Annotated in this window: 15 protein-coding genes; 3 read left to right on the forward strand and 12 right to left on the reverse strand. The window is 51.4% G+C overall.

Going from position 1 to position 13,134, the window contains the following annotated elements:
• The 8 genes from C162_RS25115 to C162_RS25150 all read right to left on the reverse strand — a co-directional run.
• Nucleotides 1-267: hypothetical protein (locus tag C162_RS25115; protein WP_036699036.1), on the reverse strand; the 267-nt coding region annotated here is incomplete at its 3' end.
• Nucleotides 268-678: 411 nt separating this feature from the next.
• The gene (locus C162_RS25120; RefSeq protein ID WP_036699039.1) at nucleotides 679-1,236 is read right to left on the reverse strand and encodes an outer spore coat protein CotE; all 558 of its coding nucleotides are present in this window, start codon (nucleotides 1,234-1,236) and stop codon (nucleotides 679-681) included.
• 261 nt (nucleotides 1,237-1,497) lie between these two features.
• On the reverse strand, nucleotides 1,498-2,517 hold the full coding sequence (locus C162_RS25125; protein WP_036699042.1) for an HD-GYP domain-containing protein: 1,020 nt from the start codon (nucleotides 2,515-2,517) through the stop codon (nucleotides 1,498-1,500).
• Between the two features lie 136 nt (nucleotides 2,518-2,653).
• On the reverse strand, nucleotides 2,654-3,643 hold the full coding sequence (locus C162_RS25130) for an aromatic acid exporter family protein (protein ID WP_036699045.1): 990 nt from the start codon (nucleotides 3,641-3,643) through the stop codon (nucleotides 2,654-2,656).
• 95 nt (nucleotides 3,644-3,738) lie between these two features.
• Nucleotides 3,739-4,491, reverse strand: a complete 753-nt coding sequence (locus C162_RS25135; protein WP_372238077.1) for an ABC transporter permease — start codon at nucleotides 4,489-4,491, stop codon at nucleotides 3,739-3,741.
• Between the two features lie 80 nt (nucleotides 4,492-4,571).
• Nucleotides 4,572-5,351, reverse strand: a complete 780-nt coding sequence (locus tag C162_RS25140; RefSeq protein WP_036699048.1) for an ABC transporter ATP-binding protein — start codon at nucleotides 5,349-5,351, stop codon at nucleotides 4,572-4,574.
• A 14-nt stretch (nucleotides 5,352-5,365) separates the two neighbouring features.
• Entirely contained in the window at nucleotides 5,366-6,376 is a 1,011-nt protein-coding gene (locus C162_RS25145) for an ABC transporter substrate-binding protein (RefSeq protein ID WP_036699049.1), read from the reverse strand.
• A gap of 228 nt (nucleotides 6,377-6,604) precedes the next feature.
• The gene (locus tag C162_RS25150; RefSeq protein WP_036699052.1) at nucleotides 6,605-7,249 is read right to left on the reverse strand and encodes a hypothetical protein; all 645 of its coding nucleotides are present in this window, start codon (nucleotides 7,247-7,249) and stop codon (nucleotides 6,605-6,607) included.
• Nucleotides 7,250-7,432: 183 nt separating this feature from the next.
• On the opposite strand from C162_RS25150, the gene C162_RS25155 reads away from it, so the two are divergent.
• Entirely contained in the window at nucleotides 7,433-7,672 is a 240-nt protein-coding gene (locus C162_RS25155; protein WP_036699054.1) for a hypothetical protein, read from the forward strand.
• A gap of 663 nt (nucleotides 7,673-8,335) precedes the next feature.
• Here C162_RS25155 and C162_RS36685 read toward each other — a convergent pair.
• A complete protein-coding gene (locus tag C162_RS36685) occupies nucleotides 8,336-8,473 on the reverse strand; it encodes a hypothetical protein (RefSeq protein WP_179090468.1) in 138 nt (45 codons plus the stop codon).
• A 328-nt stretch (nucleotides 8,474-8,801) separates the two neighbouring features.
• Between C162_RS36685 and C162_RS25160 the strand changes: the two genes are divergently transcribed.
• Entirely contained in the window at nucleotides 8,802-9,428 is a 627-nt protein-coding gene (locus C162_RS25160) for an FMN-dependent NADH-azoreductase (protein ID WP_036699056.1), read from the forward strand.
• 561 nt (nucleotides 9,429-9,989) lie between these two features.
• On the opposite strand, the gene rsgA is transcribed toward C162_RS25160, so the two are convergent.
• Entirely contained in the window at nucleotides 9,990-11,093 is a 1,104-nt protein-coding gene (gene rsgA, locus C162_RS25165) for a ribosome small subunit-dependent GTPase A (protein ID WP_235218522.1), read from the reverse strand.
• Nucleotides 11,094-11,387: 294 nt separating this feature from the next.
• On the opposite strand from rsgA, the gene C162_RS36140 reads away from it, so the two are divergent.
• Nucleotides 11,388-11,654 carry a hypothetical protein gene (locus tag C162_RS36140; protein WP_156949698.1) on the forward strand — a complete coding sequence of 89 codons (267 nt, stop codon included), beginning with the start codon at nucleotides 11,388-11,390 and terminating at the stop codon, nucleotides 11,652-11,654.
• A 179-nt stretch (nucleotides 11,655-11,833) separates the two neighbouring features.
• Here C162_RS36140 and C162_RS25170 read toward each other — a convergent pair whose 3' ends face one another.
• Entirely contained in the window at nucleotides 11,834-12,505 is a 672-nt protein-coding gene (locus C162_RS25170; RefSeq protein WP_036699058.1) for an HAD family hydrolase, read from the reverse strand.
• A gap of 155 nt (nucleotides 12,506-12,660) precedes the next feature.
• Entirely contained in the window at nucleotides 12,661-13,119 is a 459-nt protein-coding gene (locus tag C162_RS25175; RefSeq protein WP_036699060.1) for a DUF3939 domain-containing protein, read from the reverse strand.
• Between the last annotated feature and the right edge of the window lie 15 nt (nucleotides 13,120-13,134).

Consider the following 13,134-nt stretch of genomic DNA (forward strand, 5'->3'; position numbering starts at 1 on the left):
CCTTCCACCCCCCCGCCCCCCGCCCATAGCCGCTCCAGCTCCGAGCGGCTGGCAGTCCAACACGGTCAGATTGAAAATAAGCACGCGGTAGTGCTGTCTGTAGCTTGCGGGGTCTTGTCCATGTGAATGAGCATGGGTGTCTCTTGTATCTTCACGCCGTGCCCCTCTAGCGATAGAATTGGAGTCGGCCTCAATCCCGCAGCGCCGGAGCCTGCGTTCGATCTGCTCCGGCGCAAGCTGCCGGAATATGTTCAGCCCTTCATTCATGTCTAATGCCTCCGCCCATACGAAATTCCTCAGAGCCGTATCCCCTCGCGCACCGTCCTAATACCGGACAATACCCTTTGAGCGATAAGCCGCTGAGGAAGCCTGACCCCCAAATGTTCAAGTGGAAATAGCACAAAAATTGCACCCGAAGCTTGATCGCCGCTGCGGTGTATACTTGGACATTCAAACGCTGCCCCGTTTAACTTTCCTGATGAATGCCGCGCCTCCAGCGCAAGCATTCCCCTACGCATCTCTGTGCCTTGAAGGATACTTAACAGTATGAAGCCTACATCCTTACCATTTAAAAAAATATTTTAAAAAAAAGAGGGCATTCGCCCTCTACGCCGCTGCCCTCTCATCATATAATGGATCATAACCCACACAGTACTTCAGGCAGCGGCATATTCCTTCCTACAACTCATCATCCAGAGCATCAGGGTCCAGATCATCGTAATCGTAATTCTCGCCTTCAAAATCATAATCCTTGTCTTCCAGATCGTCACTCTGATCACTGACAAACACGCGGAGCTTGGTCTCAGCCACCAGTTCCGCATCGAACTCGCGTTCCACGCGGAGTGTCACACTGCCTCCGCCCGGTGATACCCCGGCTTCCACACAATTGGGTTCCTGCGTTGCCTCCGCAGAGACCTGTGCCGTGGAAGCACGGTGTCTCGGGTCGAGGTACGACAATGGAATAAGCTCCACATAGGAGACCGTTTCCTTGGCAACCTCGGTCTGCTTGTTTTTGTCGTACGAATACCAGATGTTCACATCATAGGTACCAATCACTTCGATTCCGTTCCCGGCGGCAACCGCTTCGTACTGGTGGTTAATGATCCAAGCCCCCAGAATACTAGTCGGATGATGTGGCGGAGTCACGGTATGGGTTGCGGTAGAGAACTTACGACCTTTGCCGCAAATTGCCTTCGTAATGATCTCCCTTGTTTGACGTTTATGGCTTAATGACATCTTTGAACCTCCTCCATACAATCATTCACTATCAAGTGTATGCACGTTCTGGGCATTTGTTGATTGTTAGAGTAGAAATAAATTTGGGTAAGCCCTCAGATGCCGTAACTGAAGCCCTTTGCTTCATTTTATTGCCGGATTTAGTCCATTATGAATCTCCTGACCCGAAAAAAAAACAAAAGTAGCGGCTCCCCCTAACCGGGAAAACCGCTACTTTTTGTTGTGCCAACATCTTAAGCCGGGAAGGGGCCAGGCTCCCTGCTAGGAAAGTACACGTACGATGCCAAGCTGCCGGTGGCGGCTGAGATCAATGAAATCCTCACCGATGTTCACCAGCGGACGCAGCGGGTCATGGGCCAGAATCATAATGATTTTGCCGATCTGCCCGTCCGTCAGGAGCACCTCATTGCCGATCATCGATTGCATCAGCTTATTAATGAACACACTGCAGATATACGGGTCCAGCTTGCCGTAGACGTTCTCATCCATCTGCTTAAGCACCTCATACAGCGGCGCAGCTGTACGGTAGAACCGGTCTGAAGTCATTGCGTGGAAAATATCCGCCACCGCCACGATTTTGCTGAAATCCGTAATCCGGTGGCCCAGCACGCCGAAGGGGTAGCCGCTGCCGTCCATCCGTTCGTGATGCTGCAGCGCCACAAGCGCCTGCATATGATTGGTGCCCACCGTATCGCGGATCATCTCATAGCCATAGGTCGTGTGCTTCTTCATCAGGGCATATTCATCCTCACTCAGCGGACCCGGTTTGGTGAGGATCTCGGCCGGAATCATAATTTTGCCGATATCATGCAGTGTCGCAGCAATCGTCAGCATACTCAGCTCGTCCGGCTTCAGCTTCAGCCATTTGCCGAGCAGCGTAGAGATGATGCCCACCGCCACATTATGCCTGTATGTATAGTCATCCTTAGTCTGCAGCGCAGACAATATTCCAAAGAAATCATTCTTCTCGCTCACCTGCTGAATGAACGGGATCACTTCATTCCTGAGCTCAATCATCGGCAGACGCTTCGTCTTCGTATAGCGCAGCTGCTCAAAAATACTCTCCATCGCCGCCGTACAGTCATCCACAGCCAACTGATAGAATGCAGCGCTATCGACCTGGACCACATCCTGCGGCTCCAGAACGATCTTGTGCTGTGTAATCAGGCGGATATGCTCTCCGGTAAGCAGGGTCAATGCCGGCAAGACAAATACACCGCTATGATTGAAAAGGTTCGCTACCAGCTGTTTGCCGATATATTGATCATTGCTGTTATTCATATTCCTCACCTGCCAGACCAAGATTCTTGGGTTTTAGACATCACTTAAGAGACAAGCTCACTTGGGGTGCTTATGTTTCTTATCGTTATTTTACACCGGAATGTGAATACCTGACACCTAAATTACATGGATTTGCTTACGCTTTGCCTTTCGCAGGCTGCTTGTCCTTGGCCGGACGCAGCTCCACCGGGCTTTTATAGCGCTTGGCAATCTTAAGATACAGCGCAAGCTCACGGCATAATTGCAGAATAGCGGAGCGGATCTCGAATTCCTCACGCGAATCCGGCAGCTCCATCTCCTGGAACTCCTGCTGCAGCTCCTCCAGCAGCCGTTCGGTCCGGCCCGTATATTCCTCAGCCAGCACATCGCCGCTAAGCTGGTCGAACAGCTCTGCCACCATATCTCCGTGCGGCAGCTGCCGGTACACCTGTGACAGCAGCTGCATCATATTCTGGATGGACTCCAGCTGCTCCTTGCGCATATAGAAGTACACATTCCAGGCCTCATCCGGGTGGATCACATGATTCTCCATTTCCCTGGATGCCGCGCTCAGTCCCTTCTGAACAGTCTCCCCTGCTCCGATCAGCTCTTTCCCGTCCCAGATATAACTTGGATCACGGAGTGTTCTGGCCATTTGCCGGAAGATGACCGAGAAGTAGCCGTCCACCTCTTTGCGGATGCCCGCAATGATCCCGCCGGTCTGCGGCATATAGATGAAGTTCACAAGTCCGGCCGAGCCGAGGCCGATAATCAGCAGCTCCACCTGCTGCAGCAGGATATGAACCGTGATATCAGCTTGTCCAAATACACGGAACACGATAACTGAGCTGGTGACGATCCCTTCTTTGAAGCCGGCTTTGACGATCAGCGGGAAGCCGAACAATACATACAGTCCTAGTACCCAATAATGAAAGCCCAGGGCCCAGAACAGAATACAGCCCAAAAAGAGTCCCACCAATGAGGCGAAAAAGCGCGCCGAAATCGTGCGTAGACTCCTTTTGCGGGTCGTTTCCACCCCGAGAATAGCCAGCAGTCCCGCACTTTGTGCATTAGGGATACCAGCGGCGGCTGCCAGCAGAATAGACAGCAGAGTTGCAGCCGCCGTTTTAATAATACGAAATCCCATGTGAATATCTCTCCTACACCGTTAAGCTTCATAATTCAGATAAAGATATAGTCATGGTACAAGATTTTGCTAAGAGACACAATATGACATGCTTCTCACCGTCTCGACAGCAGCAGCTTCTCCACATACACCACCAGCTGGTACATGGCCGTAGCGACAGCCGCAATAATGAGCAGACTCGACATGACCAGGGTGAAGTTGAACACCTGAAAGCCGTAAATGATCAGATACCCCAGCCCCGATTTCGCAACCAGAAATTCACCGACAATGACGCCGACCCAGGACATACCGACATTCACCTTGAGAGTGGAGACCACAGCCGGGAACGACGCCGGGAGAATTACTTTGCAGAACTCCTGGCTCTTGGAAGCGCCGAAGGAGCGAACCACTTTGACCAGATTCGGGTCCACGCTGCAAAAGCTGTTGTACACTACCAGCGTCGTGATAATCACGGTAATCGATAAGGTGGTAATGACGATGGCGGTGAAGCCTGCCCCGAACATTACAATGAAGATTGGGCCGAGCGCCACCTTCGGCATACTGTTGAACACAACCATATAAGGGTCCAGGACGGCGGACAGAAAAGGCGACCACCAAATGACGACAGCCAGCAGCGTTCCGATTAAGGTACCCAGAATAAAGCCCACCGCGGTCTCGCCCACGGTCATTCCCAGATGCGGCCACAGACTGCCGCTGATCATGTCCTCCCAGATCTGCCCGAACACCTTCGTCGGATAGCTGAACAGCAGCTCATCGATCCAGCCCATTCTGGCCCCGGCTTCCCAGAACACGAAGAACACCAGCAGCAGGCTGCTCCGGACCATAAGCACCTGACTCTTGCGGCGCAGCTTCTTCTTCCTGTAATCCGCATGCTTCTGTTCCAGCCACTGCGCACGGGAGGCCGTCTCACGGGGCTGCGCTTCTGTATTCACATCTCTTCCCTCCCTGCCAGCTCCATTTCCTTCCATACCTCGTGAAAAAGCTCCGCGAAGCCCGGCAGGTCCCGCGCATACAGCGGCGGGGTGCGGCGAATCGCTTCCGGAATCTCAAAAATTCTGCGGATTCTGCCCGGATTCGGCTGGAGCAGAATGACCCGGCTGCTGACCGCAATCGCTTCAGACAGGTCATGCGTAACCAGAATAGCCGTGGTTCCCCGGCGCATCAGCGTCTCCGAGACCAGATCCTCAAGTTGCAGCTTAATCTGGTAGTCCAGCGCCGAGAATGGCTCATCGAGCAGCAGCAGGCTGGGGTCGGTAGCCAGTGTCCGCACGAGGGCAACACGCTGGCGCATCCCTCCTGAGAGCTGTGCCGGATAGGCTTGCTCCTTGCCTTCCAGCCCCATATCAGCCAGCAGCTGCAGGGATTTGGCACGCGAGCTTCCGGTGAGCCTTCCGGTTAGCTCCAGCCCGAGCAGCGCGTTATCCTCAATCGTCCTCCAGGGAAAGAGATAGTCCTGCTGGAGCATATAGCCGACCTCCGGCGAAGGACCCGTGTTCGGGCGTCCGCTGAGCAGCACCTCACCGCGTGAAGGCTGCAGCAGCCCGGCGATGATCGACAGAATCGTTGTTTTGCCGCAGCCGCTCGGTCCGACCAGGCTGACGAACTCGCCTTGGCCGACGCTGAGACTAAGATCCTCTATAGCAAGCGAAGCCTCGCGGTCTCCCAGATAGGCGTGCGTGACTTCCTTCAACTCGACTACTGGAAGCATAGTGGTCGGCCTCCTCACTCCTTAATGGTGCTCTCTGCCTGCTCTGCAAAGCTGTTATTAACAATTTTAGCGGCAGGGATTCGTTCCTTCAGCTCACCGGCATGGTCAATCACATCCAGTAGATTATTCCATTCCTTGTCATCGATCACAGGATTGACGGCATAGGTATCCTGTTCCTTATAACGGCTGATGGCAGAGACCACAATGCTCCGGTCAATCTTTTCAAAATAAGGCATAACCGCGTCAGCAATCTCCTCAGGATTATGAGCCTTCACCCATAACTGGGCACGCTGGACCGCATTGGTGAATTTCTGCACCGTATCCTGATTCTTAGTAATGTAGCTCTGCTTGGACATGAATACCGTATATGGCAGATAACCGCTCTCTACCCCGAAGGAAGCGACCACCTGGCCCCGGCCTTCACTCTCGAAGATCGATGCCTGAGGCTCGAACAGCTGCACATAATCCCCGGTCCCTGAAGCAAACGCGCCGGCAATATTAGCAAAATCAATGTTCTGGATCAGCGTCAGATCCTTCCCCGCATCAATCCCCTTGCTGCGCAGCGTGAATGCGCCCGCCATCTGAGGCATGCCCCCTTGCCGTTGACCCAGGAAGGTCGAGCCCTTCACTTTGTCCCATGTAAAATGGCTGTCCGGTGTACGCGCGAACAAGAAGGTTCCATCCCGCTGCGTAAGCTGGGCGAAATTGATTACAGGATCATCCGCCCCCTGCTGGTACACATAAATGGAGGTCTCCGAACCGACCAGCGCCACATCGATTGCTCCTGAGAGCAGGGCCGTCATGGTTTTATCTCCGCCCGGTATCGTCTGCAGCTCTACATCCAGCCCTTCATCCTTGAAAAAGCCCTGCGATAAGGCCACATATTCAGGCGCATAGAACACGGAACGGGTAACTTCGCCGATCTTCACCTTTACATTACCGGATTTACTGCCGCAGCCTGCAAGAACAGAGCCGAGCACAAGCATCACCAAGAATGGCAATGACAGTCTTTTGATCCCTTTCATCCTCTCCACTCCTTTCCTCCCGGGTCATTCGCCCTTGCTCTATGCATATGCGGGAGTCTATGGAAAGGTTAAAGCACAATATATAAAGCGCTTACATTATATTCGGTTCGTCAACGCCGCCCACATTATGAGCGATCGCAGCGCCGTATTCACGCTGTACCAGACCAGCGAGCCAGACTCTTCAGAGTTGAGCGGTGCTTCCGCCAAAGCTATTTTGCAAGAATAATCTTAACAGAGCAGCCATTCCCCAAAAGCATGACATAACTCCGCCCGGGTCAGCGGGAACGCAATGATATAACCGTTTTCCTGCTCACTGCTGCTGCGCAGAAGCCATCCGCCCGAAGAAGCTTCAATGTAAGAGATCTGCTGCAGGGTCCAGCCTTCATCATTCCTTGCACATAACCGCAGTTCACCGGACGCTGTCCTATTCTTCAACACTTTAGCCAATTCCACAGAGCTGTCGGGATCTCCCGTCTCCGCTTCCAGTGAAGCCGCCAGCACACAGAGGTTCCACGTTCCGGCCTTCTCATGAATCTCCTCATAACTCCGTCTGGACAGGAATACCGCTGGAGCGGACTGATTCCCGGGCTGCGCACGCTCGAAGCAATTGAACAGGTAATAGCAGGCGCGCTTCATCTCTGCCGGTTCCTTCAGCCCGTAGGCGAAATCATCCTCTTCCGTTAACCCTGTCAGGAGGATCTTATCCTTATGTACTTGCAGGCATACATCCTGCGCATATTCACGCTCATTGAATTTCATTCTGCAGATCCGCTTGGAGCCGGAGGCTGTGTGCAGGAGCTCTGCCACCACCCGACGCTGGGTCTCACCCGGGAACAGATACTGTGCCAGACAGATAACCTCTTGCTTATTCACATTCTTTATCCCTTCCATTTAGGCATACATGTAAGTATTAATGTAAATGAGTGGCTTTCAAAAAAACAGCAAAACTATAAAACTTGCAATCTTTATGTTATCATAAGCTAATTTTAAGGTAAAATTAAGAAACACAGGGTAAGATCAATACCATGAAATACTTTTAGCGAGGTGGTTTTCAAAATGAGAATGCTCATCACATTTCAAAACAAGCTTGTCCCTGTATATTTCACAACAGAAAACAAACAGCCGACCCAAAAAGTACTTCGACTGCTAAACAGCACCCTTGAACTCAAAATTCAAAAAGGCAAAAACGCCCTGCAGACCTGTTTGAATTCCCTGATCAGTATCGAAATTAAAGGCTCAGAAGCTATATTGCACAGTTACAGTGAAAATGATTCATTGGCCTTATCCCTCTATTAAACAGAGGGATATTTTTTTTTGCGGATGAATATGATTACCTTCGCGCGAAGACAATGTATGCTTTTTTCCACATACGTTTGGTCCATCTGCCTGCTTGCGAGTACGATGTATGCTGTTTTTCACATACATTCAGCCTTCAGTCACATTCAGTATCAAAGTCACTCTATGATTCTTTCCAAAAATTCTTATTTACATATGTACGCTCACCTTTTCCACAGCAGGAGGGGCTGTCTAAAGCCATGAAATGGAGACTTAGGACAGCTCTTTATTGCGGAGTGGGATCAACGTGAGCACTTGGATGGACGCTCCGCAAACGGAACGTTGTTACAATCGCTGTTGTTTCCAGATTTTTTTCATTCCCCTTAGCGGTGTAAATCCGGACACAAAGGCGACCGCTGCCGCTTTTCCGCGGGTCGTTCCGTCCGCTCCGCTGTTTGAGCGAAAAACGACTTGTCCATCTATAAAAAGAAACAAAAAATCGCTCATTTTGGTAAAATGGAGGTACCACTTTGAGTTCCGGAGATTTCTGCAAGTGACTGTCGCCGCTCAAAGAATTCACTTTTGAAACAGCCCCCTATAATGTAAAAAAGCACATTCCTACAAGTGAGGGATGCGCTTAGTCTATGGTTTACAGGGGCTTAACACTCAACATTATACCGGCACTCAGCCAATCCGGAGGTTCCGGTTCTCCTCTTTCTCCGCCTTTTTAATTCGCAATTTGAACAACTTCACCAGATTACGCCGGGTATGCTCTTCGTGACAGCTGTCCAGTTTCTTCAGGATGAAACGGTCAATGGACATGTCAATCGCTCCTTTAAATGGGGGCTTAGTCCCGTGATCTGGAGAGGGAATCATTTCCTCTTCTCCTTATATCACCTATATAACCGGGCCGCTGATACCTTAAACTTGTCCCTGGCTGCGCCTGCACCGCTTGCGAAATTAGGAATACTACATATAGACCGTTCTCGGGCGTATTAGAGAGCTGTTATAGAAGATATGGTACATTTGCGAAGGATAGCAGCTTCTGCAGGCAGAATAAAAATTTTATCCGACGGATATTTACAAACTAAAAATTAAATGCTATATTATCGATAGTTAATATTAAATAGATATCTAAGGAGAAATCATAATGTCGAATGTACTGTTTATCAAAGCTAATAACCGCCCTGCCGAGCAATCCGTAAGTGTTCAGCTCTACAACGAATTCCTGTCCAGCTACAAGGAGACTCATCCGCAGGACCAGATCACTGAACTCGACCTGTTCGCTGAACAGCTTCCATACTACGATAACACTCTGATCACTGGTGTATACAAAGCCGCTCAAGGCTTCGAAGCTACTCCTGAAGAAGCAGCAGGCGCCGCACTTGTGAAGAAATATCTGGACCAGTTCCTGGCTGCTGACAAAGTAGTATTCGCCTTCCCGCTCTGGAACATGACCGTTCCGGCTGTACTGCACACTTATATCGATTACTTGAACCAGGCTGGAACTACCTTCAAATATACTGCTGAAGGTCCTGTAGGACTCTTGACTGGTAAAAAAGCAGCTGTTCTGAACGCCAGAGGCGGCGTGTACTCCGAAGGCCCGGCCGCAAGTGCTGAAATGGCTGTTAACTTCATCATGGGCAACCTGAACTTCTGGGGCTTCAAGGAAACTACACAGGTAATCATCGAAGGACACAACCAGAACCCGGACAAATCCGCTGACATTATCGCTTCCGGCCTGCAACTGGCTAAGACAGCAGCAGCATCGTTCTAATCTGCTATTAATACGTAAAAGGGGCTGTCCATACTTGGGGCAGCTCTTTATTTCGGAGTTGGATCAACGTGAGTACTTGGGTGGACGCTCCGCGAACGGACCGATGTTCCAATCGCTGTGCTGTTTAAGCGGGATGCGAACATTCTTTTTAAAAAACCAAAAACGGAAAGCAGCGATTCCCAATAACGGGAATCGCTGCTTTTTTAATGTTTGAAGCTTTGCCACTGCTATAACAGTTGCTGAAGCAGGTGGATTTTCTCCACTTGCTATTCAATAAGTAGCCTCAAGCTAGGGAACAGTTGGATAAAAGACACTTGATCTCCTGCAACTCTTCCCAATTGAGGTATTAGCGGCGTAACAAGTGACGTTTATCCACCTAATTTCCCAAAATGCTCATGAGTCACCAAATTAAGAAACGTTTTTCCAACTAATCTCCGGATGCCGTAGCTCCTACTTACACAATCCTCAGCATCCAACAAGCTTATTCCGTTATGCAAACTTTAATACCTATTCCCATGCTAGCTTCCATGCTTCTACAACGCCCTGGGATTTCATCGCCGCTTAATATTCGTCCAGCACCCGCTGCCAGCTTTTGCCCTTCGCACGGGGCGGGGTGCTTTTGGTGGAGGCGGCGGCTGTCTTGCGCTTCTGTCGCGCTTCCTTGCTGTTCTGGAATTGCAGCTCCTTCTGCGTCTTGTGGTAATTCTGCAGCCGCTTTCCGTCCAGCACACCGTTTGCGGCCGCCGCAAGCACGGCGCAGCCTTCCTCCCGTGTATGAGTACAGTCACTGAAGCGGCATTCCGCCGCAAGGGTGCTGATCTCACCGAACGCCAGGTCCAGTCCGCCGTCATCCTCCCACAATTGCAGCTCGCGCATTCCCGGCGTATCGACGATGATTCCGCCGTCCGGGAGGACGAACAGCTCGCGGTGTGTAGTCGTATGACGTCCGCGGCTGTCCCCTTCCCGCACATCCTGGGTAAGCTGCAGATTGCGGCCGCTGAGCCAGTTGACCATCGTCGATTTGCCGCAGCCGGACGAACCGGTCAGTGCTACCGTCTGGCCGCTGCTGATGTAGGGCTGGAGCTCCTCCCGTCCGTCGCCCAGCAAGGCGCTGACCACATGGACCGGGACACCGGGAGCCGCCTGCTGCATTTCGGCCATTTTCAGCTCCGCATCAGTGCACAGATCTGCCTTAGTCAATAGAATGACGGGATTCGCCCCGCTGTTCCACGCCATAATCAGATAACGCTCCATCCGCCGCACATTGAAATCATCATTCAGTGCACTGACCAGGAATAAGGTATCCACATTGGAAGCCACAATCTGCTCCTCCTGCGTCGGGCCCGCCACCTTACGCGAGATGACGCTGTGACGGGGAAGCACGCCATGGATCACAGCATGCGCTCCCCCATCCTGCATCGCCAGTACCACCCAGTCGCCTACCGCCGGATATTCGCCGGAACCGCTCAGTGAATGCCGAAACTTGCCTGACAGCTCACCCCATATTTCACCTGTTGTGGTAATTACTCTGTATTTACTGCCGAAATCTCCGGCAATCCGGCCCGCTGCATACTTCCTGTCGTCCAGCAGCCGCAGCTTATCTGTCCATTTTCTGTTCCATTCTTCATTCCAGCCATACTGTTCAAGCTTGATATCGATATTCATGTATTTCCTCCTGAATGGGTTATTATCTTTCTTTATTAAGACGCACTTAAGATTAAAACTCGAAGCATGGTCGTCACTGCGGTGAACATTTGGACTTCCAGCCGCTGTTGTGTTTGGATTTCTTGGTTTAAAACCGTTCCTCGCGGTAGAAATCCAAACACAAAGGCGGACGCTACCGCTCCTCCAGTTCCAAATTTCCCCTCCGTTTCTTTTTGCTTTTTGTTAATTTCTTAAGTGCGTCTCCTACCTCCGCTTACTACAAATCCATGTATCTCCGGGCAGCATTGGCTCCACATGCGTACACAAAAAAAACCGCCGGAACCCAAAGGTTCCGGCGGCAGAGGCAGACCCGGGCAGCGATTCGGTTCTATGCTGCTATACAGCAAAGAACCGCCCGCTGAGCAGAGTCATTCCAGAATAGCGGAGGCTACTCTCTCTTCGCGAGAAGGAGCAGACACCGCTATTTCGGGCGTGATGCAGCAGACCTGCACACGCAAAAAAGCCGCCGGAACCGATACGGTTCCCGGCGGCTCTAGAAGGCATCATAGAGCTTGCTTGTGAAGCTGGGGATTAATAACTACTCCACAGCCGCATTTCCCGGAAGACACGTATCCACAACAGTTGCAACCAATCCTGAACCGCTAGTATAAACTGCCATTTGACATCGTCTCCTTCCGAAATAATATGCTGTTATAATATACGGCCCGAATGCCGTTTGTCAACAGCAGGCCCTAACTTTCTCAAATAATGCCCCACAGCTCGTCCAGCTCCTGAATGACCGCAACCGGCTTCACATTCAGTGATTCATCCCAGGCATGATTGCGCTTCAGCCAGATCGTATCCATCCCGCTCTGCGCCGCCCCCCAGATATCATTCACGGGATGATCCCCAATGAATATAGTCTGTTCCGCCGTGGAACCCAGACGTTCCAGGGCTAACCGGTAGATCGCAGGATCAGGCTTGCTGATCCCGGCTTCGCCCGAAATGACGATCGTGCGGAAGTAGCCGCGGAGTCCGAGCAGATCGATTTTGCCATATTGAATATCCGTGCCGCCGTTCGTGACCAGTCCCAGCGGATATCCGCGGTCCCGGCAATACTCCAGCGTCTCCACCGCATGCTTCATCATCGCCCCGTGGCGGATATAGGTCTCGTCATAATAGGCCCGGATGTCCGCAGCGGTCAATGCCTTCTCCCAAGGCAGAACCTCGCTCAGCTCCGCGAAGAACCCGTCCTTATCCCGGTATCCGTCGGCATCCCTGATAATCATATCCTCCACCACCTGCACGGCCTGCTTTTCGCTAAGATGTTCCAGGAAATCCTGCACAAACTTCATGCTGAAGCTGCGGAAGGTCTGATCACGGTCCATCAGGGTGTTGTCCAGATCAAATAGCAAAGCTCGTACCTCTCTCATGTATACGCTCCCCTTCTGTCGTCCATTTCTGCGATAAAACACCAGATGCTTATTGTACTACGCCCCGTGTCGCAAAATAAAGACCATTCTGCCCGGAAAGACAACCTCTCCTTCGTCAGAATGGCCTGTATAGGGGGAATCAGGTACGTGAGCTTTCAGGATTCAAAATGCTCTGCCCGGTGCGTCAGCATCATTTCCTCGTCGGTAATATATAGCGGGAACGGCGGTGTCTCCTTCAGATAACGCTCGGTGGACAACAGCCGGTAATGAACCTCAGGGAGCCAGGCATCTTCGAGCAGCGGCAGCTTGCCGGTGTCACTGATATAATTGTCTACCGCCGATTGAACCATGTCGAGGTAGTACGGCACCAGCTTGTCAGATTCTTCAAAAATCTCAAAGGTCTCGCTCGACATATAGAATTTCTGCTGCGGGACCCCGCCTAAATATCGTTTGAGCCGGTTCAGGTCAATACTCTTATCTTCCTGGATCAGAGCGGTACGGTTAATGGGAGCGGGCATATCTTCTTCAAATTGCCTTACAGCCTGCTTGATCTGCGGCAAGGTAACGGTTGGATAATTGGGTTGCAAGTTTTTTTTGGCACGTTTGAATATCATACTGAAGGTCTCCTT

Origin of the sequence: Paenibacillus sp. FSL R7-269 (assembly GCF_000517865.1) — a bacterium.
Classification (GTDB): domain Bacteria; phylum Bacillota; class Bacilli; order Paenibacillales; family Paenibacillaceae; genus Paenibacillus_AQ.